This window comes from Hahnella aquatica (SeqCode) (genome assembly GCF_965194505.1).
Lineage (GTDB): Bacteria > Pseudomonadota > Gammaproteobacteria > Burkholderiales > Burkholderiaceae_A > Hahnella > Hahnella aquatica.
Genome location: NZ_OZ239144.1, coordinates 1,807,006 through 1,826,909, shown reverse-complemented (window position 1 = coordinate 1,826,909; position 19,904 = coordinate 1,807,006). Strand labels below are relative to the sequence as shown.

The following is a 19,904-nucleotide window of genomic DNA, read 5'->3' as shown; positions in this document are numbered from 1 at the left end:
CGTCCATGGCTATTGTCCTCAAAGACCCTTCGCTTTTGTGCTCCGACGGCCTGATTGCCGGCGCCTGGCGTGGTGCTGTGTCGAGTCGACGGTTTCCTGTGACCGATCCCGCCTCGGGTGAGGCGATTGCACAGGTGGCCAACATGGGCGCGCAGGAGGCGCGTGATTCGGTGGATGCTGCTGCGGCAGCCTTGCCGGCCTGGCGGGCACGGTCCACCAAAGAACGCGTGGCCGTCCTCAGGGCCTGGCATGGGCTCATTCTTGCCCACGCAGACGATCTCGCCATGCTCATGACCCGGGAGCAGGGCAAGCCCTTAGCGGAGGCCAAGGGAGAGGTCTTGTATGCCGCGAGCTTCGTGGAGTGGTTTGCCGAGGAGGCACGTCGCGCATACGGGGAAATCATTCCCTCGCCGAGTGTTGACCGAGAGCTGTTTGTGTTTCGTGAGGCCATTGGCGTGGCGGCCGCCATCACGCCTTGGAATTTCCCCGCAGCCATGATCACGCGCAAGTGTGCCCCCGCATTGGCGGTGGGCTGCACGGTGGTCGTCAAACCCGCCGAGGCCACGCCGCTCACGGCGCTCGCCTTGGCCGAGCTCGGGCAGCGGGCGGGCTTTCCGGCAGGCATTTTCAATGTGGTGGTGGGCGATGCTGATGCTGCACCCGTGATTGGGGGGGTGCTCTGTGAGGATCCCCGGGTGCGAAAGCTCTCGTTCACCGGGTCGACGGAAGTGGGGCGGCTGCTCTACAAGCAGTGTGCGCCCACGGTGAAGAAGTTGTCGCTCGAGCTCGGCGGCAATGCGCCATTTATTGTCTTCGACGACGCGGACCTGGATGCCGCCGTGGAAGGCCTCATGGCCGCAAAGTTTCGCAATGCAGGCCAGACCTGCGTCTGCCCCAATCGAATTTATGTGCAGTCGGGTGCGGTGGCGGCGTTCGCCGAGAAGTTGGTCGCCAGGGTTGCGACGCTTCGTGTTGGTTCCGGCCTGGGGGAGGGCGCTCAGATCGGCCCCTTGATCGAGGAGGCCGCCGTTGAGAAGGTGGAGGCTCATTTGGCAGACGCCTTGGCGCACGGCGCGCGCGTGCTTCGCGGTGGCACCCGGCATCGACTTGGCGGGCTGTTCTTTGAGCCGACGGTGTTGGTGGGTGCCACGGCGCGGATGCGCATCGCGCGCGAGGAAACCTTTGGTCCCGTGGCCCCAATTTTCCCATTTGAATCGGAGGCAGAGGTCATCGAGGCTGCGAACGCGACAGAGTTTGGCCTGGCTGCGTATTTCTATGCACGGGATGTCGGCCGCGTGTTCCGTGTGGCGCATGCGCTGGAGGCCGGGATGGTCTCGGTGAATGCAGGAGCCTTTTCCAATGAGGTGGCGCCCTTTGGCGGCGTCAAGCAGTCTGGTCTCGGCCGTGAGGGCGCTCGTCAAGGGTTGGACGAGTACCTCGAGACGAAGTACGTCACGGTCGCCGGCTTGCGCTGATCGAGTTGTTTCACGTGAAACATGGTTTCACGTGAAACAAACCCCATCCGCTCGTTTCTGAGCATCGACCCTGTCCAAAGGGACGAGGGTCGCCTATAATCGGCCTCCCTTTGACACAAACGCGCCGCCAGGCCAAGCCCGAAGCAACGTGAACTATCCAAAGCCATTCGACGTGATTGTGGTGGGTGGCGGCCATGCCGGCACGGAGGCCGCCTTGGCCGCGGCCCGCTCCGGCGCCGCAACGCTGCTTGTGACCCACGCCTTGGAGACGCTCGGCCAGATGTCCTGCAATCCGTCGATCGGCGGCATTGGCAAGGGTCACCTGGTGAAAGAGATCGATGCCTTGGGTGGGGCCATGGCCATTGCCACGGACGAGGCGGGCATTCAGTTTCGGATTCTCAACGCCTCCAAGGGCCCCGCGGTTCGGGCCACACGGGCCCAGGCCGATCGGGTGCTCTATCGCCAGGCGATTCGGACGCGTCTGGAGAACCAGCCCAATCTGATGCTCTTCGCCCAGGCGGTTGACGACATTCTGGTGTCGGGCGATCGCGTGACGGGCGTTCGAACCCAAACCGGTGTGGTCTTTCGGGCGCCAACGGTCGTGCTGACGGCTGGCACTTTTCTCAATGGACGAATTCACATTGGTTTAGACCATTATTCGGCTGGCCGGGCAGGGGACCCACCGGCCGTGGCCCTCTCACACCGTCTGAAAGAACTCGGGCTGGCGCAAGGCCGCCTGAAGACGGGGACGCCACCACGCCTGGATGGTCGAACGATTGATTGGCAGGTGCTTGCGCAGCAGCCGGGCGACACCGACCCGGTTCCGGTCTTCTCCTTCATGGGAGACGCGGGTATGCATCCCAGGCAAATTCCCTGCTGGGTGACGCACACCACGGCGGCCACCCACGACCTGATTCGCAGTGGGCTCGATCGCTCGCCCATGTTCACCGGCGTGATCGAAGGGGTTGGGCCTCGTTACTGCCCCTCCATCGAGGACAAGGTTCATCGGTTTGCCGACAAGAGCAGTCATCAGATCTATTTGGAACCCGAGGGCTTGACCACCCACGAGGTCTATCCCAACGGCATTTCCACCAGCCTTCCTTTCGACATCCAGCTCGGCATCGTTCGCTCCATGAAGGGCCTGGAGGCTGCGGACATCGTGCGCCCAGGCTATGCCATTGAGTACGACTACTTCGACCCACGTCATTTGCGGCCCAGCCTGGAAACCAAGGACATTGCTGGGCTCTTCTTTGCCGGCCAGATCAATGGCACGACGGGTTACGAGGAGGCGGCAGCCCAAGGCTTGTTGGCTGGCCTCAATGCCTCGCGGCAGGCACGGGAGCTTCCCCCATGGACGCCGGGGCGGCATGAGGCGTATCTGGGCGTGCTGGTGGATGATTTGGTCACCCGCGGGGTGACGGAGCCGTATCGGATGTTCACCAGTCGGGCCGAGTATCGCCTGAGCTTGCGCGAGGACAACGCCGACCTGCGGCTCACGGCCATTGGACGGGCCATGGGTCTCGTGGACGACGCCCGTTGGGCCGCATTCGAGACGAAGAGAACGGCCATCGACCAGGCGAGTGACTGGGTCAAGCGGGTTCACCTGCATCCCAGTCGGCTGTCTGCTGAGCAACTGGCATCGGTCTTTGGCCAAGAGCCACCCCGCCAAGAGGCCTCCTTGGCCGCGCTTCTGCGCCGGCCGGGCATTTCGTTGGAGGCCTTGTTGGGCCTGCTGCCACCCGAAGACGTTCATGTGATGGACGCCGCGGTCTCCCAGCAGGTCGACATTCAATTCAAGTACGAGGGCTACATCCAGCGCCAGGAGGATGAGATCGAGCGTCGTCAGTCCCAGGAAGACACGCCATTGCCAGAGGACCTGGATTACGCCGCGGTTCGTGGATTGTCCGTGGAGGTGCGGCAAGTGCTGGTGGCCGCAAGGCCCGCCACGGTCGGCCAGGCGGGCCGGCTTCCTGGCGTCACGCCCGCGGCGATCTCGCTGCTCTTGATTCACCTCAAACGGATGGGACGGGGTCGGGCGGTTGAGCGCGCAGCGTAAATGGGAGGTCTTGCATCCAGTGAGATCCTTCGGGCGTGGCAACAGTTGCCGGTCTCGCAGGCCCGGCCACTCTCCCAGGTGCAGGCCGACCAACTCGCAGCCTTTCTGGAGGGCATGTCTCGCTGGAATGCTGTGCACAACATCACGGCCGTTGGGGCAGAGGCGTCTGTGCCACGTCACATCTTGGATGCGTTGGTGGCCTGGCCAAGCCTGCTCGATCACCTGGGCGACCAGCCGAACCCGGTCATCCTGGATGTCGGCAGTGGCAACGGCGTTCCTGGCCTGCCTTGGGCCGTGGTGGCGCCCAGCCTGCAGGTTCATTTGGTGGAACGGGTGGCCAGAAAGGCAGCCTTCTTGCGCAGGGCCGCACGAGACTTGGGCCTGTCGGGCCGCGTGAGCGTCTTTCAAGAGTCGGTGGAGTCGGGGTCTGGGCTGGTTGCGGCGGCCCCTCTTCAAGGCTATGCGATCATTGCGTCGCGGGCGTTTGCGGCCCTGGAGGACTTTCTTGGGTTGACTTGGCAGCACGCGGGCCCAGGCACTTGCTGGCTTTACATGGCAGGAAAACTTAGTGAAATAAAAGGCTTGTCAAGTAGTGTGTACATACATCCAGAGCATGCGTCCCGGTATGCCCTGGCATCGATTGAACCGGTGAGCGTGCCGGGGCAGGCTGGGGACAGACATCTCATATGGATTCGGAGGGCGCAGGCATGACCACCATCACACCCCGCAAGACACATATTTTTGCGGTGGCGAATCAAAAGGGCGGGGTGGGCAAAACCACCACGGCTGTTAACTTGGCTGCGGCCATGGCGCGCCTGGGCTTTCGGGCCTTGCTGGTCGATCTCGACCCCCAAGGCAATGCAACCATGGGCAGCGGCATCGACAAGAGCAGCCTGACACAGTCGGTCTACCCCATGCTCGTGGGGCTGGCGGGGGCGGCCGCCGTGCGTGTGAGCACCCCCGGCGGCTTCGACCTCTTGCCCGCCAACCGAGACCTGGCTGGTGCCGAGGTGGAGCTGGTCGATCTCGATGATCGCGAACACCGCCTGGCCAAAGGCCTGGCTGACATCACCGCCGACTACGACATTGTGGTCATCGACTGCCCCCCATCGCTCTCGCTGCTGACCCTCAATGGGCTGTGCGCCGCCCACGGGGTGGTGATCCCCATGCAGTGTGAGTACTTTGCACTCGAGGGCCTCTCCGACCTGGTCAATTCGATCAAGCGGGTCCATGCGGGCCTGAACCGAGAGCTGCGAATCATTGGCCTGCTGCGGGTCATGTTCGATCCTCGCATGACCCTCTCTCAGCAGGTCAGCGACCAGCTCGAGCGGCACTTCGCAGAGAAGGTGTTCAAGGCCGTGATTCCCCGAAATGTCCGCCTGGCCGAGGCCCCCAGCCATGGTCAGTCCGGCCTCGATTACGACCCAGCCTCACGGGGCTCCCAGGCCTACTTGTCGTTTGCCCAGGAGCTCGTGGCGCGAATGGGCATGGTGCGTGGCGCAGCAGCGGTCCAGGAGGTGGCGCAATGAGCCTGAAGAAAAAAGGCCTCGGACGCGGCTTAGAAGTCTTGCTGGGCGCCTCCACGCCCATGCAGGAGGCCACCGATGGTCTGGTGTCCTTGCCGCTCACGGCGTTGCAAGCAGGCCGTTACCAGCCTCGGCAGGTCATGGATGAGTCGGGGCTTGAGGAGCTTGCCGATTCCATCCGTCGGCAGGGCGTGTTGCAGCCCATCGTCGTGCGGCCCATCAGCACCGGAACCGACACCGTCGCCTACGAGATCATCGCCGGCGAGCGCCGTTTCCGCGCCACCAAGCTCGCCGGGCTTACGGAAATTCCCGCTGTGGTCAAGGCGGTGGACGACCAAACCGCCCTGGCCATGGCGCTCATCGAGAATCTGCAGCGTCGAGACCTTTCGGCGCTTGAAGAGGCGCAGGGCATTTCCCGGCTCATCGAGGAGTTCGGGCTGACCCATGAGCAGGCCGCCCAGGCTGTGGGCCGCTCGCGCAGTGCCACCACCAACCTGCTGCGGCTCTTGCAACTGCCCCAGGCCGTGCAGGCCTACCTGCGCGAAGGCCAATTGGAGGCAGGGCATGCCCGAGTGCTGCTGACCCTGCCCGCCCCGCAGCAGCGCGCCTTGGCAGAGTTGGCTGTGGCCCAGGGGCTGTCTGTTCGGGACGTGGAGGAGCGCGCCCGCCGGCTGGCAGGCGCATCCGGTGTGAGCAAGCCAAGTGGCGCCAAGCGCGCGGCTGCAGCCGAGGCGAGTGCCGACTGGCGTCGCATGGAAGAGGTGCTGTCTGACCAGCTCGGGCTGGTGGTGGCCTTAAAGCCCAAAGGGGCCGGCGGGGAGTTGCGGGTGCAGTTCAACAGCCCCGAGGAATTTGAGGGCCTCCTGCAGCGGCTCGTCCCGGCAAACACTGAGGGTTTTTGACAATGGACGCTTGCGCCCTTTACACTCCACAGGCTTAACCAAGGCGGCTGGTAGACAAGAATCAAATGATCAGGGTGCCAGTTGTTCAGGGGGTCTTGGTGGCCGTGTGTGCCGTGTTGGCCGCACTCCACTCGGCGCTAACGGGCTGGAGCGTTTTGCTCGGCGGCCTGTCCATCGTGCTGCCCAACCTCCTGTTTGCCTGGCGACTGCAGTTGGCTTTACCGAATCAGGCGGTGGTTGTTTGGATGGTTGGCGAGCTTCTCAAAATGATGCTGTCCGTCGTCCTGCTGGCCTCGGTGGCCACATGGTTCGAGGGCTTGGTCTGGCCAGCCCTGCTGCTCGGAATTGCCGTGGCAGCCCTGTCGATCTTTGTGGCCCCTTGGGTATTGAATCGGGCGGTTCGTCAGCAAGACGCCCAACGAATTGATCGTAGGCTTCGGCAGGCGCCGGAGTCCGTTGAAACGAAGTAACGAACGTCGACGAGGAAGACTATGGCCGCTATGCAAGCGCCGACTGCTGGGGAATATGTTGTCCATCACCTGGGACACCTCACCAATACGGGCAAGCCACAGACGGCCATCGTTGATTTCTCGATCATCAATTTCGACACCATTTTCTGGTCGGTGACCCTCGGGGCCCTGGCCGTGTTTTTGATGTGGCGCGCAGCCAGCATGGCCACCGCCGGCGTTCCCGGGCGCTTCCAGGCCCTGGTGGAAATCCTCGTGGAAATGGTCGAGAACCAGTCCAAGAGCATTGTTCATGGCGACCGCCGCTTCATCGCGCCTTTGGCCCTCACGGTGTTTGTCTGGATCTTCTTCTTGAACGCCATGGACCTCCTGCCGGTCGACCTTCCTGCTTTTGTCTTCAGTGCCACCGGCCTTGACCAATACATCCAGTACCACCGCATTGTCGCCACGGCGGACTTAAACGGCGCGCTCGGCATGTCGCTCGGCGTGTTCGTGCTCATGATCTACTACAACCTGAAGATCAAGGGCGTGGGTGGCTTTCTGCATGAGCTCTTTTGTGCACCCTTTGGCTCGCATCCCGCCTTGTGGCTGGCCAATCTGGGCCTCAATATCATTGAGTTCCTGGCCAAGACCGTGTCGCTCGGCATGCGGCTCTTCGGAAACATGTATGCCGGCGAGCTCATCTTCATTCTGATTGCCCTGCTGGGCGGCACCGCCACCGCATTCGGCTTCATCGGCCACGTGATTGCTGGCTCCATCTGGGCCATCTTCCACATCCTGATCATCACGCTGCAGGCCTTTATTTTCATGATGCTAACGCTGGTGTACATCGGCCAGGCCCACGAAGGGCACTAAGTCGAATGAAGTCTGTCTTTTCCTTTTCCGCTGTCGTTTCTTTTTTGTTTCCCCTCTGAGGAGTTGTTATGACGAACGTTGCATTTGTCGCGCTGGCTTGTGGTCTGATCATTGGTCTGGGTGCCATCGGCGCCTGTATTGGAATTGGTCTCATGGGCGGTAAGTTCATCGAGGCCTCGGCCCGTCAGCCAGAGCTGATGAATGAGCTGCAGACCAAGATGTTCCTGCTGGCTGGTCTGATCGACGCGGCCTTCCTGATCGGCGTGGGCATCGCCATGATGTTTGCCTTCGCGAATCCGTTTGCTGGATAAGACGGGCTCTGATCAAGACTCTGTGAGGACTGCGCTGTGAATCTGAACGCAACCCTGGTCGCCCAGCTGGTCGTATTTTTTGTACTGGCCTGGTTCACCATGAAATTTGTATGGCCCCCGATCATGAAGGCGCTCGATGAGCGGGCTCAGAAAATCGCCGAAGGCCTCGCCGCGGCCGACAAGGCCAAGACCGACATGGTCATGGCTGAGCGTCGGGCTGCCGAGGAAATGGGCAAGGCCAAGGATGTCGCTGGTGAGGTCCGTGCGTCGGCTGAAAAGCAGGCCAACCTCCTCATCGAGCAGGCCAGGTCCGAGGCCACCCGCATCGTTGCAGCCGCCCGTGAGGCGGCCGAGAAGGAGGCCGAGTCGGTGGTTCAGTCTGCGCGCGACAGCCTTCGTGACGAGGTGGCCACCTTGGCGGTCAAGGGCGCGGAGCAGATCCTGCGCCGAGAAGTCGATGCCAAGGCCCATGCAGACCTGCTCAAGCACTTGAAGAACGAGCTCTGATATGGCGGAAGTCGTAACCATTGCGCGGCCATACGCAGAGGCCGCCTTCGCGGTGGCCCGCGCTGATGCAGCGGCCATGTCTGCATGGTCTGCCGCACTCGGACGGCTGGCTGCCATCGCGGCTGACGATGCCATGCAGTCGCTCTACGGCAATCCGTCTGTGGGGCCAGACCAGCTCGCCAAATTGTTTTCAGATGCCGCAGGTGGCCTCACTGGCCCATTGGAAAACTTTGTGAAGCTGCTGGCCGAGAACGGCCGGCTCTCCACCCTGCCAGAGATCGCCACACTCTTTGAGGCGCTCAAGAACGCAGCCAATGCCACCTTGGCGGCCCGGGTGGAAACAGCCTTTGCCTTGTCCGCGGCCGAGCAGGCCGAACTCAAGGCGTTGCTTGAAAAAAAATACGGCCAGGCCGTGACCCTCACCACCGAAGAGGCCAAGGGCCTGATCGGCGGCGTGAGGATCTCGATTGGCGACGAAGTGATCGATGCATCGGTGAGCGGCAAGCTCGCCAAGATGACATCCGCCCTGATGAACTAGGAGCAATTTGAATGCAACTGAACCCCTCTGAAATTAGTGAACTGCTCAAGGGCAAAATCCAAGGCCTCAATCTGGCCGCGGACACCCGCAACCAGGGCACGGTGGTCTCGGTCACCGACGGCATTTGCCGCATCCATGGCCTCTCGAATGTGATGCAAGGCGAAATGCTGGAGTTTCCCAACAACACCATCGGCCTGGCCCTCAACCTCGAGCGCGACTCCGTTGGTGCGGTGGTGCTGGGGGAGTACACCGAGATCTCAGAGGGCGACGTGGTCAAGGCCACCGGCCGCATTCTGGATGTTCCCGTGGGCCCAGAGCTCATTGGCCGCGTGCTGAACGCACTGGGCCAGCCCATCGATGGCAAGGGCCCCATCAATGCCAAGATGACCGACGTCATCGAGAAGGTCGCCCCCGGCGTGATCTACCGCAAGTCGGTCTCGCAGCCGGTTCAGACCGGTCTGAAGGCCGTGGACTCCATGGTGCCTGTGGGCCGTGGTCAGCGTGAGCTGATCATTGGCGACCGTCAGACCGGCAAGACCGCGGTGGCCGTCGACACGATCATCAATCAGAAGGGTCAGAACATGACCTGCGTCTACGTGGCGATTGGTCAGAAGGCTTCCACCATTGCCAACGTGGTGCGCAAGCTCGAAGAGACGGGTGCCATGGCCTACACCATTGTGGTGGCCGCCACGGCCTCGGAGTCGGCTGCCATGCAGTATTTGTCGGCCTATTCCGGCTGCACGATGGGCGAATACTTCCGCGACCGTGGCGAAGACGCCCTCATCATTTACGACGACCTCTCTAAGCAGGCCGTGGCCTACCGCCAGGTCTCACTGCTGCTGCGCCGCCCGCCGGGCCGTGAGGCGTTCCCTGGCGATGTCTTCTATCTCCACTCCCGCCTGCTCGAGCGGGCCGCCCGGGTCAACGAGGAATACGTTGAGAAGTTCACCAATGGTGCCGTCAAGGGCAAGACCGGTTCACTCACAGCCCTTCCCATCATTGAAACCCAGGCTGGCGACGTCTCTGCATTCGTGCCCACCAACGTGATTTCGATCACCGACGGTCAGATCTTCCTAGAGACCGACCTCTTCAACGCTGGCATTCGTCCCGCACTCAACGCCGGTATCTCAGTGTCGCGTGTGGGTGGTGCGGCCCAGACCAAGCTCATGAAGCGCAAGGACACGGGCGCAGGCGTGCGTCTGGCCCTGGCCCAGTACCGTGAGCTGGCTGCCTTTGCTCAGTTTGCTTCCGACCTCGACGAGACCACTCGCAAGCAGCTTGAGCGTGGCCGCCTCGTGACCGAGCTCATGAAGCAGCCCCAGTACCAGCCGCTCAAGATCTGGGAGATGGCGCTCACCCTGTTCGCGGTGAACAACAACTACATGGACGACGTCGATGTCGCCAAGGCCAGTGCCTTCGAGCGGGCCTTGCGCGACCACGTGCGCAACAAGCATGGCGCGCTGGCCGATGCCATCGAAGCCGCCAAGGATCTCTCGGCAGACCATGAGGCCCAGTTGCGCAAGGCCATCGAAGACTTCAAGAAGACCGGCGCCTACTAAGGACTCCCCATGCCAGGCTCAAAAGAGATACGCAACAAGATCAAGAGCGTTCAAAACACGCGCAAGATCACCAAGGCCATGGAGATGGTCGCGGCCTCGAAGATGCGCCGCGCGCAGGAGCGCATGCGTGCTGGGCGCCCCTATGTGGAAAAGGTTCGTGCCATCTGTGCAAACCTCAGCCATGCCACACCGGAGTTCGTGCACCCCTACATGACCCGGCGCAAAGAGATCAAGCGCATTGGGCTCATCGTGATCACCTCCGACAAAGGCCTGTGCGGTGGCCTCAACACCAACCTGCTGCGCCAAGTGGTGACCCGCATGAAGGAGTGGGAGGCCGCTGGGGCCAGCGTGCAGGTCACGGCGTTTGGCAACAAGGGTTTTGGCTTCTTCAGCCGCATGGGCTCGAAGGTGGTGAGCCACGTCATTGGTCTGGGCGACGCCCCGAAGCTCGACACGCTGATTGGTCCCGTCAAGGTTCAGCTCGACGCCTTTGCGGCCGGTGAGCTCGATGCGGTGTTCTTGGCGTCCAATCAGTTTGTGAACACCATGAAGCAAGACCCCACCGTGATGGAACTGCTGCCCCTGACCGACGACCGTCTGGAGCGGACCGATCCCAATCACGACTGGGATTACCTCTACGAGCCCAATGCAGAGGTGGTGCTCTCCGAGCTGCTGACCCGCTACTTGGAGTCGGTGGTGTTCCAGGCGGTGGCCGAGAACATGGCCTGCGAGCAGAGCGCCCGCATGGTGGCCATGAAGGCCGCCTCGGACAACGCCAAACAGCTCATCGAAAGCCTGCAGCTGTCTTACAACAAGGCGCGCCAGGCCGCCATCACCAAAGAATTGTCGGAAATCGTGGGCGGTGCGGCGGCGGTGTAAGCCCCGCGCCCACATGCAATTAACAAACGTTTAGAGAGAAGAGGACCCTCAAATGAGCATGGCACAAGGCAAGATTGTTCAGTGTATTGGTGCGGTGGTCGACATCCAGTTCCCACACGACGGCATCCCCAACATTTACGATGCCCTCACCCTGGACGACTCCGCCCAGCACGACCTCATCGAAAAGGGACTCACCTTCGAGGTGCAGCAGCAGCTCGGTGATGGTGTGGTTCGAACCATTGCCATGGGATCGTCCGACGGCATTCGACGCGGCATGCCCGTGAACAACACCGGCAAGGGAATCTCTGTGCCGGTGGGCGAGGGCACCCTGGGCCGAATCATGGACGTCCTTGGACGCCCCATCGATGAAGCCGGCCCCATTCCCTGCGACGAGCTGCGCGAGATCCACCAGTCCGCCCCGAAATTTGCAGACCTCTCCCCATCGGTCGAGCTGCTCGAGACCGGCATCAAGGTGATCGACCTGATCTGCCCGTTTGCCAAAGGCGGCAAGGTTGGCCTCTTCGGTGGTGCTGGTGTGGGCAAGACCGTGAACATGATGGAGCTCATCAACAACATCGCCAAGCAGCACTCGGGCCTCTCGGTGTTTGCAGGCGTGGGTGAGCGTACCCGTGAAGGAAACGACTTCTATCACGAGATGAAAGACTCCAACGTGCTCGACAAGGTGGCCATGGTCTTTGGTCAGATGAACGAGCCCCCGGGCAACCGACTGCGCGTGGCGCTCACCGGCCTCACCATGGCCGAGCGCTTCCGTGACGAAGGCCGCGACATTCTCTTCTTCGTGGACAACATTTATCGCTACACCCTGGCCGGTACCGAGGTCTCGGCACTGCTGGGCCGGATGCCCTCGGCTGTGGGCTATCAGCCCACGCTGGCCGAGGAAATGGGCCGTCTGCAGGAGCGGATCGTGTCCACGAAGGTGGGTTCGATCACGTCCATTCAGGCCGTTTATGTGCCAGCCGACGACCTCACCGACCCATCGCCTGCCACAACATTTGCCCACCTCGACGCCACCGTGGTGCTCTCACGGGACATCGCCTCCCTGGGCATCTACCCGGCCGTAGACCCCCTCGATTCCACCTCACGCCAGATCGACCCCAACGTGGTGGGCGAGGAGCATTACTCGGTGACGCGCAAGGTGCAGCAGACCCTGCAGCGCTACAAAGAGCTGCGCGACATCATTGCCATTCTGGGCATGGACGAGCTCTCGCCCGATGACAAGCTCATCGTGGCCCGCGCCCGTAAGGTTCAGCGCTTCTTGTCGCAGCCCTTCCACGTGGCCGAGGTCTTCACGGGTTCGCCGGGCAAATATGTCACGCTGGCCGAGACGATCCGTGGCTTCAAGATGATTGTCGATGGCGAGTGCGACGCCCTGCCGGAGCAGGCCTTCTACATGGTTGGCGGCATCGAAGAGGCCTTCGAGAAGGCCAAGACGCTTCAATAATTCAATCGGAGTCCATGCCCCATGGCCGGAACCATTCAAGTCGACGTTGTCAGCGCCCAAGAGATGATCTTCTCTGGGGAGGCCGAGTTTGTGGCCCTTCCCGGAGAGCAGGGCGAGCTGGGCATTCTGCCGGGGCACATCCCGCTCATCACCCGCATTCGTCCTGGCACGGTTCGCATCAAGGTCAATGGCCAAGAAGAGCTCATCTTTGTGGCCGGTGGCATCTTGGAGGTGCAGCCTCGTGTGGTCACGGTGCTCGCCGACACGGCCATCCGTGGAAAAGACCTCGATGAGGCCAAGGCTGAGCAGGCGCGCAAGGATGCCGAAACAGCGCTTGCCAATCGCAACACCGACATCGATTTCGCAGCCGCCCAGGCGGAGCTGGCCATCGCATCGGCCCAGCTCGCCGCCTTAAAGCAGTTCAGAAGCCGCAAGTAAGCGGCCCGCGGCACCCCTAGATTTGGCCCAGACCAACGACCTCTTTTTACGGGCCCTTGCCCGGCAGCCGGTGGAACGAACTCCGGTCTGGCTCATGCGCCAGGCGGGCCGTTACCTGCCGGAGTACAACGCCACCCGCAAGAAGGCCGGCAACTTTCTGGCCTTGTGCAAGAACCCCGAGCTGGCCTGCGAGGTCACCCTCCAGCCGATTGATCGTTACGGCCTGGATGCGGCCATTCTGTTCTCGGACATCCTCACCATCCCCGATGCCTTTGGCCTTGGCCTGCATTTCGTGGAGGGGGAAGGCCCGCGCTTTCACCGAAAGATTGAGTCCGAGGCCGACCTTGCGGCCATGCCCAATGTCGACATGGCCGAGGCCCTCTCCTATGTGGGCGATGCGGTTGCACTCATTCGCAAAACCCTCGATGGCCGCGTGCCCCTCATTGGCTTCTCGGGCAGCCCATGGACACTGGCCTGTTACATGCTCGCCGGCGGCAGCAGCTCCGACGACTTTTTGTCGGTGCGCAAATGGGTCTACAGCCGCCCAGACCTGGTGCAGGCCCTGCTCAAGCGCCTCACCCATGCCGTCACCGACTACTGCGACATGCAGGTGCGCGCGGGTGCGCAGGCCATCATGCTCTTCGACAGCTGGGGTGGGCTGCTGGCAGACCAATCCTTCGATGCCTTCTCGCTGCAAGCCCTGGAGACCATTGTGCGCGACCTGCGGGCCCGCCATCCGCAGACCCCGGTCATCGTGTTCGTCAAGGGTGGTGGCCAGTGGATGGAGCGCATTGCGGCCACCGGCTGCCAGGGCGTGGGCCTCGACTGGACGGCCAACCTTGGGCAAGCCCGCCGCCTGATCGGCGACCGCTGCGCCCTGCAAGGCAACCTGGATCCAGCCGTTCTGCTCGGCACGCCTGCGCACATCGAGGCCGAGGCCACCAAGGTGGTCAACAGCTTTGGAAAGCTCTCGGCGGGTGCAGGCCACATCTTTAATTTGGGTCATGGCATCTCGCAGTTCACGCCCATCGACCACGTCACATGCCTCGTGGAGGCTGTTGCAAAGGCCAGCCGCCAGCAGGCCGCCTGAGCGCAGCGCGCATGTCAGCCCTCACGGGCAAGCCCACCACGCGACTGCTGGATGTTGCAGTCGACACCCCAGGCCTTGGCCCGCTCAGCTATCTTGCGCCACCGTCGGGCCTCAGCGGCGACACCGACAGCGGCCTTGAGGCCGGCGACTGGCTGCTCGTGCCGGTGGGGACACGCAGCCGTGTGGGCCTGATCGTGGCCACCCAGGATGTCGACCCAGGCACGATCGACGGCCTGGGCTATGCGGTGCGCCCAGCCCTGCAACGCCTGGCCCTGCCAAGGCTGTCCTCCCCCATGCTGCGCCTCTTGGGCTTCACGGCCCGTTACTACCACCGGTCGGTTGGGCAGGTCATGGGCACGATGCTGCCCGGCTGGTTGCGCGCGCCGGCCACCCACCGCCAACGCCCGACCAAGGACGGCTTGCGGCCTTCGAGCCTGGAGGCCTGCCTTGGCCAAGGGCTCGATGCACTCGAACTGCCGGACGAACAGGCCCAGCCCCATGGCGACGCAGCAGGCCTAGGAGACGCATGGCCAGCCCTCACGCCAGACCAGGCCGCCGTCGTGAAGGCCTTCGAGGCGCATGTCCAACAACCCAACCCTGCGGCCGCCTTGCTGCACGGGGTGACAGGCTCTGGAAAGACACGGGTCTACTTCGAACTCATGGCCCAACGCCTGCAGGCGGCTCCGGACCAGCAGGTGCTCTTTCTGGTGCCAGAAATCGGCCTCACCCCACAGCTGCAGACACGCCTGGCCCAGGCCTTTCCGGGCCATCGGGTGGGCGTGCTGCACAGCGGCCTCACGGACCGCCAGCGCGCCGTCATTTGGCTTGCCGCGGCCTTGGGCCAACTGCAGATTCTGGTGGGCACACGCATGGCCATTCTGGCCCCGTTGCCCGGCCTGGGCATGATCGTGGTCGACGAGGAACACGACGCCTCCTACAAGCAGCTCGAGGGCCTGCGTTATTCCGCGAGGGACCTGGCCCTTTGGCGTGCGAAAGACCTCGGCATCCCCCTGCTCCTGGGCTCGGCCAGCCCCAGCCTTGAGATGCAGGCCCAGGTGGCCCAGGGCCGCCTGGTCTCACTGCGCCTGGATGCGCGGGCCACCGGCACCATGCCTGCGCCGGTTCGGTTCATCGACCTTCGCGTGGAGCGGGCCGAGGAGGGACTGGCACCGAGCGCCTGGCGCGCACTCGAGCAGACCCTGGCCGAGGGGCAGCAAGCCTTGGTCTACTTGAATCGGCGGGGCTGGGCGCCAGTGCTCAACTGCGAGGCCTGCGGATGGACAGCGCCCTGCCCAGACTGCTCCACGCCCGCAGTCCTGCACAAGCGCAAGGCGGGCTGGCGGCTCGTTTGCCACCGGTGCGGCCACCAGTCGGCCACGCCAAAGGCGTGTCCGGACTGCGGGAATCCCAGCCTGGAGACCTTCGGCCGCGGAAGCCAACAGCTCGAGGAGGCCCTGCAGTCGCGACTGCCACAGGCCAAGCTCTTGCGCATGGACCGCGACGCCATCCGAAGCCAGGCGGCCTTCGAGGAGGCCCTGGCACAGATCCGTCGCGGCGAGGTGAATCTGCTGGTGGGCACCCAGATGATGGCCAAAGGCCACGACTTCCCCGCCCTCAAGCGCGTGATCGTGGTCGACGCCGATGCCCAGATCGCCAACCCAGACTTCCGAGCGCCTGAATGGCTGTTCGCCAACCTGCTGCAGGTGGCCGGCCGAGCCGGGCGCCACCTTGCAGGTGCCGAGGTCATCATTCAGACCCGCTATCCCAGCCACCCCTTGTTGCTCGCCTTGGCCGATCCCTCGCCGGGTGCGCACCGTCGGCACTGGCAACAGCTCTTGCAAGAGCGGCAGTCTGCAGGCCTGCCACCGTTCTCGCACTTGGCCGCCGTGCGCTTCTCGCATGCTCGGGGTGATGCGGCCGTGGAGGCTGCAAAGGCCTGTGAGGCCTGGTGTCAGGCGGAGTCGATTCGACACGGTCTGGGAGTGACGGTGTACCCACCGACGCCGAGGTACCCCGAGCGTCAGGCGGGAAAGACCCGTTGGCAGATCATTTTGGAATGTACGGAGCGCGCGGGCCTGCACGTGCTGCTCGACGGTCTTGGCCACTGGGCCCAGGCCCACCGCGCGGTGGATGTGGCCCTGGAGGTCGACCCGCTGGGATTTTCTTGATGAACCCCTGATGAACGCCTCGTGAACTTTTGGCGGCCGTGGCGCGTCTGGCAGGAATCGAACCTGCGACCCTTGGCTTCGGAGGCCAATACTCTATCCACTGAGCTACAGACGCATAGCCTTCTATAATACGCGTCTCCACCCTTTGAGACTCCACAGAGACCTTGCCATGAGCGAACACGACAGCCTGATCAAAACCCCCAAACAACTCATCGTGGTGGTGGTACTCAGTTTCATCGTTCCAATTGCTGCCATCGTTTTGCTCACCAAATACATCGCGGCGGCACCCAAGGTTGGTGCGGGCAGCTCAGCCCTCACGGCCGAGTCCATTTCAGAGCGCATCAAGCCCGTGGGCCGCGTGGCCACCGCGCCGGAGGCCGGCGCAGCAGCGCCCGCCGCTTCTGCAGCCGCAAGCGCGATCATTCGAACCGGTGCCCAGGTGTACGCAGCCGCCTGTGCGGGCTGCCACACCTCTGGTGTGCTGGGCTCCCCCAAGTTCGGTGACAAAGCCGCCTGGGCCTCTCGCATTCCCAAGGGCTACGACGCCCTGCTCACCTCTGCACTCAAGGGCAAGGGCGCCATGGGCGCGCAAGGTGGTGGTGCCTACACCGATGCAGAGATCGGCAAGGCCGTGGCCCACCTGGCCAACAGTGCCGGTGCCAACTTCCAGCAGTAACAGGCTTGATCCAATTCTCGGCCCTCGATCGGGTCTTTAGTGCCTTTGACAATGCACTAAAGACGCTCACCACCGATCCCTCGGGCACCGGCCGGCCCATGCCCGGTCAGGCCCTGCCGGAAGCCTCCCTGAACGACGCACAGCGCAGCCATGCGGCGGGCCTCATGCGTGTGAACCACGCAGGCGAGGTGGCCGCCCAGGGCCTGTATCAAGGCCAGGCCCTGTCCACCGAATCTCCACAGCAGGCCCGTGCGCTTCTCGAAGCAGCACGCGAGGAGTCCGATCACCTGCGCTGGACACGCCGGCGCCTCACGGCCCTGGACAGCCGCCCCAGCCTGTTCTCGCCGCTCTGGTATGCAGGCGCCTTCTGCCTGGGCCTGGTGGCGGGCCGACTTCCCGCCGCACAGGGCATGGGCTTTGTCTCTGAAACCGAGCGTCAGGTCGAGGCGCACCTCAAGGGCCATTTGTCTGCCCTGCCGCCAGAAGACGCGCGGTCTCGGGCCGTGGTCACCCAAATGATGATCGATGAGGCCGAGCACGGTGCCGATGCTCGTTCCATGGGTGGCGCGGACCTCCCTCGGCCCGTTCAACTGGCCATGAAGGCCAGTGCCAAGCTGATGATCCACACGGCCTACCGCCTCTAAGCGCCGCCATGCTGCCCCTTCAACGCCAGGCCTTCGGCCAGGCCCTGCACGACAACCTGATGGAATTGGCCGCCTCCAAAGGCGCTGGGCTTGCGCTGTCTGTCGATGAACTCACCACCAGCCTGCAGCAGCCCAAGCAGCCTGAGCACGGCGACCTCGCCACCAGCCTGGTGCTGAAGTTGGCCAAGCCCTGGCAGATGAAGCCTCCCGTGCTGGCCCAGGAGTGGGTGAACCGAATTGCGGCAGATGATCGCCTTCGCGTATGGCTCACAGCGGCCGAGGTGGCCGGCCCAGGCTTTGTGAACTTTCGACTTCAGTTGGCCGTCAAGACGGCCGTGGTGGGGGTGGTGCTCGAACAGGCCAATGCCTTCGGCCATCGGCCCATGCGTGCACAAGACCGCCTCTTGCTCGAGTTCGTGTCGGCCAATCCCACGGGCCCGCTGCATGTGGGCCATGGCCGACAGGCGGCCCTGGGCGACAGCCTGGCGAGGCTGATGGCCTCGCAGGGCACCTGCGTGCATCGCGAGTTCTACTACAACGATGCAGGTGCCCAGATCGAGAACCTGGCGCGCTCCGTGCAAGCCCGTGCCAAGGGCCTAGGCCCAGACGACCCCGCATTTCCGGCCGACGGTTACCGCGGCGAGTACATCGGCGAGATTGCCCAGGCGTATTTGTCGGGCGAATCGGTCACGACGGCCGAGGGCACGACGGTGGTGGGCCAGGCCGACGCCGAAGACCTCTCGGCCATTCGCGCATTCGCAGTGGCCTATCTACGCCACGAGCAAGACCTGGACTTGGCGGCTTTTGGGGTTGGATTCGACCAGTTCAGCCTCGAGTCGTCGCTCTACACCGATGGCCATGTCGAGGCCGTGGTGGCCCGCCTCGTGGACAACGGCAGCGCCTATGAGCAAGACGGTGCCCTTTGGCTGCGCACCACCGACCATGGCGACGACAAAGATCGGGTGATGCGCAAATCCGAGGGGGGCTACACCTACTTTGTGCCCGATGTGGCCTATCACCTGCAGAAGTGGCGCCGTGGCTTTGCCAGGGCGGTGAACATTCAGGGCTCCGACCACCACGGCACCATCGCCCGTGTGCGGGCAGGCCTGCAGGCGCTCGGCGAAGGCGTGCCTTCACAGTACCCCGACTACATCCTGCACAAGATGGTCACCGTGATGCGCCACGGTGAGGAGGTGAAGATCTCCAAGCGCGCGGGCTCGTATGTCACCCTGCGCGACCTCATCACTTGGTCGGGCCAGGTGGCCGACGCAGCAGAGCCAGACCCCGACCGCGGCCGAGATGCGGTTCGCTTCTTTCTGGTGTCTCGCAAGGCCGACTCGGAATTTGTGTTCGATGTCGACCTGGCCCTGTCGGCATCCGACGAGAACCCGGTCTATTACGTTCAATACGCCCACGCCCGTATTCAGAGCGTGCTGGCGCAGGCCGGGCCCGATTGGGACCAGGGCCTGACGGCATCAGCCCGTGAGGCCTGCCTGGCACGGCTCGATTCACCCAAGGCCTTGGCCCTGTGCGCCTGCCTGGCCAGCTATCCAGACCTCTTGGCCCAGGCGGCCAACGAGCACGCTCCCCACCTGGTGGCCTTCTACCTGCGCGAACTCGCCGCGGCCTTCCATGGGTTTTACAACGCAGACCGCGTGCTGGTGGAAGAGGCTCAACTGCGCCAGGCCAGGCTCTTGCTGCTGGTGGCCACGGCCACGGTGCTGGCCTCTGGGCTGCACATCCTCGGTGTTCGCGCGCCCAACAAGATGTAGCATCCCACCATGGCCAACGCTCGGAATCCAGACAACCCTCGCCAAGCCGGCCCGGCCGGCAGCGGCGGCAGCATCGTGAGCTTCTCAGCCGGTGTGGCCGTGGGTCTGATTGTGGCGGCCGCTGTGGCGGCCTACATCACCCTCACACCGCCGCCATTTGAAGACCGTGGCCTGCGAAAGCCCGAGCCACCGGTGGCTGCCAAGAAATCATCTTCGGAGCCCTCTGCCGCACCAGAGCCCGCCGAGCCGCCGCCACCGCCACCAGAGGCCGTGGCGCCCCCACCGCCACCCCCGTTGGCCGACCCCAAGGGGGCTCCATTGGCCGAACCCCCCGGCACCACGTATTTTTTGCAGGTCGCCGCCTACCGCTCGGTGGATGAGGCCGATCAGATGCGGGCACGCCTGGCCATCCTGGGCTTTGAGGCCTCGGTGTCTCAGGTCCGTCGAGACAGCACGGTCTTTCACCGTGTTCGGCTTGGCCCCTTCTCAGACTTTGAGGTGTTGAACCGCACCAAGGTTGGTCTGTCTGAAAACGGATTGGAATCCACCGTGGTCCGGGTTCTGCCCGCCCAGTAAAGG

20 protein-coding genes and 1 tRNA gene are annotated in these 19,904 nt (G+C 63.5%); 20 read left to right on the top strand and 1 reads right to left on the bottom strand.

Annotation, left to right across the window (positions count from 1 at the left end; translation table 11 throughout):
* Positions 1–5: 5 nt before the first annotated feature.
* From AC8GDA_RS09470 to priA, 16 genes are all read left to right on the top strand, one after another.
* On the top strand, positions 6–1,475 hold the full coding sequence (locus tag AC8GDA_RS09470) for an NAD-dependent succinate-semialdehyde dehydrogenase (protein ID WP_506556274.1): 1,470 nt from the start codon (positions 6–8) through the stop codon (positions 1,473–1,475).
* 148 nt (positions 1,476–1,623) lie between these two features.
* Complete coding sequence (gene mnmG, locus AC8GDA_RS09465; protein WP_506556273.1) at positions 1,624–3,531, top strand: tRNA uridine-5-carboxymethylaminomethyl(34) synthesis enzyme MnmG; 1,908 nt, start codon at positions 1,624–1,626, stop codon at positions 3,529–3,531.
* Positions 3,532–4,242: a 16S rRNA (guanine(527)-N(7))-methyltransferase RsmG gene (locus tag AC8GDA_RS09460; RefSeq protein ID WP_506556272.1), complete on the top strand. Its 711-nt coding sequence runs from the start codon at positions 3,532–3,534 to the stop codon at positions 4,240–4,242.
* Entirely contained in the window at positions 4,239–5,060 is an 822-nt protein-coding gene (locus tag AC8GDA_RS09455) for a ParA family protein (RefSeq protein WP_506556271.1), read from the top strand. Before AC8GDA_RS09460 ends, AC8GDA_RS09455 begins: the two co-directional genes overlap by 4 nt.
* On the top strand, positions 5,057–5,959 hold the full coding sequence (locus AC8GDA_RS09450) for a ParB/RepB/Spo0J family partition protein (RefSeq protein WP_506556270.1): 903 nt from the start codon (positions 5,057–5,059) through the stop codon (positions 5,957–5,959). The genes AC8GDA_RS09455 and AC8GDA_RS09450 overlap by 4 nt, the downstream gene beginning before the upstream one ends.
* A gap of 65 nt (positions 5,960–6,024) precedes the next feature.
* Complete coding sequence (locus tag AC8GDA_RS09445; RefSeq protein WP_506556269.1) at positions 6,025–6,429, top strand: ATP synthase subunit I; 405 nt, start codon at positions 6,025–6,027, stop codon at positions 6,427–6,429.
* A 21-nt stretch (positions 6,430–6,450) separates the two neighbouring features.
* Positions 6,451–7,281 (top strand): F0F1 ATP synthase subunit A, encoded by an 831-nt coding sequence (gene atpB, locus AC8GDA_RS09440; RefSeq protein WP_506556268.1) that lies wholly within the window; start codon positions 6,451–6,453, stop codon positions 7,279–7,281.
* A 68-nt stretch (positions 7,282–7,349) separates the two neighbouring features.
* On the top strand, positions 7,350–7,592 hold the full coding sequence (gene atpE, locus AC8GDA_RS09435) for a F0F1 ATP synthase subunit C (RefSeq protein WP_506556267.1): 243 nt from the start codon (positions 7,350–7,352) through the stop codon (positions 7,590–7,592).
* A 36-nt stretch (positions 7,593–7,628) separates the two neighbouring features.
* Positions 7,629–8,099: a F0F1 ATP synthase subunit B gene (locus AC8GDA_RS09430; RefSeq protein ID WP_506556266.1), complete on the top strand. Its 471-nt coding sequence runs from the start codon at positions 7,629–7,631 to the stop codon at positions 8,097–8,099.
* 1 nt (position 8,100) lies between these two features.
* Positions 8,101–8,637, top strand: coding sequence for a F0F1 ATP synthase subunit delta (locus AC8GDA_RS09425; RefSeq protein WP_506556265.1), 537 nt, complete (start codon positions 8,101–8,103; stop codon positions 8,635–8,637).
* An 11-nt stretch (positions 8,638–8,648) separates the two neighbouring features.
* Complete coding sequence (atpA, locus tag AC8GDA_RS09420) at positions 8,649–10,196, top strand: F0F1 ATP synthase subunit alpha (protein WP_506556264.1); 1,548 nt, start codon at positions 8,649–8,651, stop codon at positions 10,194–10,196.
* Positions 10,197–10,205: 9 nt separating this feature from the next.
* Positions 10,206–11,075 carry a F0F1 ATP synthase subunit gamma gene (gene atpG / locus AC8GDA_RS09415; RefSeq protein WP_506556263.1) on the top strand — a complete coding sequence of 290 codons (870 nt, stop codon included), beginning with the start codon at positions 10,206–10,208 and terminating at the stop codon, positions 11,073–11,075.
* A gap of 58 nt (positions 11,076–11,133) precedes the next feature.
* A complete protein-coding gene (gene atpD / locus AC8GDA_RS09410; RefSeq protein ID WP_506557237.1) occupies positions 11,134–12,537 on the top strand; it encodes a F0F1 ATP synthase subunit beta in 1,404 nt (467 codons plus the stop codon).
* A 21-nt stretch (positions 12,538–12,558) separates the two neighbouring features.
* On the top strand, positions 12,559–12,975 hold the full coding sequence (locus AC8GDA_RS09405; protein WP_506556262.1) for a F0F1 ATP synthase subunit epsilon: 417 nt from the start codon (positions 12,559–12,561) through the stop codon (positions 12,973–12,975).
* Positions 12,976–12,997: 22 nt separating this feature from the next.
* Positions 12,998–14,065: a uroporphyrinogen decarboxylase gene (gene hemE, locus AC8GDA_RS09400; protein ID WP_506556261.1), complete on the top strand. Its 1,068-nt coding sequence runs from the start codon at positions 12,998–13,000 to the stop codon at positions 14,063–14,065.
* Entirely contained in the window at positions 14,017–16,233 is a 2,217-nt protein-coding gene (gene priA / locus AC8GDA_RS09395) for a replication restart helicase PriA (protein WP_506556260.1), read from the top strand. The genes hemE and priA overlap by 49 nt, the downstream gene beginning before the upstream one ends.
* 39 nt (positions 16,234–16,272) lie before the next feature.
* Here priA and AC8GDA_RS09390 read toward each other — a convergent pair.
* Positions 16,273–16,348 (bottom strand) — tRNA-Arg (locus AC8GDA_RS09390).
* 54 nt (positions 16,349–16,402) lie between these two features.
* On the opposite strand from AC8GDA_RS09390, the gene AC8GDA_RS09385 reads away from it, so the two are divergent.
* The 4 genes from AC8GDA_RS09385 to AC8GDA_RS09370 are packed head-to-tail and all read left to right on the top strand — an operon-like array spanning position 16,403 to position 19,901.
* On the top strand, positions 16,403–16,909 hold the full coding sequence (locus tag AC8GDA_RS09385; protein WP_506556259.1) for a c-type cytochrome: 507 nt from the start codon (positions 16,403–16,405) through the stop codon (positions 16,907–16,909).
* Positions 16,910–16,917: 8 nt separating this feature from the next.
* Complete coding sequence (gene coq7, locus AC8GDA_RS09380; RefSeq protein ID WP_506557236.1) at positions 16,918–17,553, top strand: 2-polyprenyl-3-methyl-6-methoxy-1,4-benzoquinone monooxygenase; 636 nt, start codon at positions 16,918–16,920, stop codon at positions 17,551–17,553.
* 8 nt (positions 17,554–17,561) lie between these two features.
* Positions 17,562–19,325: an arginine--tRNA ligase gene (gene argS / locus AC8GDA_RS09375; RefSeq protein ID WP_506556258.1), complete on the top strand. Its 1,764-nt coding sequence runs from the start codon at positions 17,562–17,564 to the stop codon at positions 19,323–19,325.
* Positions 19,326–19,334: 9 nt separating this feature from the next.
* A complete protein-coding gene (locus tag AC8GDA_RS09370) occupies positions 19,335–19,901 on the top strand; it encodes an SPOR domain-containing protein (protein ID WP_506556257.1) in 567 nt (188 codons plus the stop codon).
* Positions 19,902–19,904 lie beyond the last annotated feature (3 nt).

Coding starts and splice junctions, on each gene's coding strand:
- AC8GDA_RS09470 (WP_506556274.1), top strand. CDS start 6: ATGGCTATTGTCCTCAAAGACCCTTCGCTTTTGTGCTCCGACGGCCTG.
- AC8GDA_RS09460 (WP_506556272.1), top strand. CDS start 3,532: ATGGGAGGTCTTGCATCCAGTGAGATCCTTCGGGCGTGGCAACAGTTG.
- AC8GDA_RS09455 (WP_506556271.1), top strand. CDS start 4,239: ATGACCACCATCACACCCCGCAAGACACATATTTTTGCGGTGGCGAAT.
- AC8GDA_RS09450 (WP_506556270.1), top strand. CDS start 5,057: ATGAGCCTGAAGAAAAAAGGCCTCGGACGCGGCTTAGAAGTCTTGCTG.
- AC8GDA_RS09445 (WP_506556269.1), top strand. CDS start 6,025: ATGATCAGGGTGCCAGTTGTTCAGGGGGTCTTGGTGGCCGTGTGTGCC.
- atpB (WP_506556268.1), top strand. CDS start 6,451: ATGGCCGCTATGCAAGCGCCGACTGCTGGGGAATATGTTGTCCATCAC.
- atpE (WP_506556267.1), top strand. CDS start 7,350: ATGACGAACGTTGCATTTGTCGCGCTGGCTTGTGGTCTGATCATTGGT.
- AC8GDA_RS09425 (WP_506556265.1), top strand. CDS start 8,101: ATGGCGGAAGTCGTAACCATTGCGCGGCCATACGCAGAGGCCGCCTTC.
- atpA (WP_506556264.1), top strand. CDS start 8,649: ATGCAACTGAACCCCTCTGAAATTAGTGAACTGCTCAAGGGCAAAATC.
- atpG (WP_506556263.1), top strand. CDS start 10,206: ATGCCAGGCTCAAAAGAGATACGCAACAAGATCAAGAGCGTTCAAAAC.
- atpD (WP_506557237.1), top strand. CDS start 11,134: ATGGCACAAGGCAAGATTGTTCAGTGTATTGGTGCGGTGGTCGACATC.
- AC8GDA_RS09405 (WP_506556262.1), top strand. CDS start 12,559: ATGGCCGGAACCATTCAAGTCGACGTTGTCAGCGCCCAAGAGATGATC.
- priA (WP_506556260.1), top strand. CDS start 14,017: ATGCCTCGTGGAGGCTGTTGCAAAGGCCAGCCGCCAGCAGGCCGCCTG.
- AC8GDA_RS09385 (WP_506556259.1), top strand. CDS start 16,403: ATGAGCGAACACGACAGCCTGATCAAAACCCCCAAACAACTCATCGTG.
- argS (WP_506556258.1), top strand. CDS start 17,562: ATGCTGCCCCTTCAACGCCAGGCCTTCGGCCAGGCCCTGCACGACAAC.
- AC8GDA_RS09370 (WP_506556257.1), top strand. CDS start 19,335: ATGGCCAACGCTCGGAATCCAGACAACCCTCGCCAAGCCGGCCCGGCC.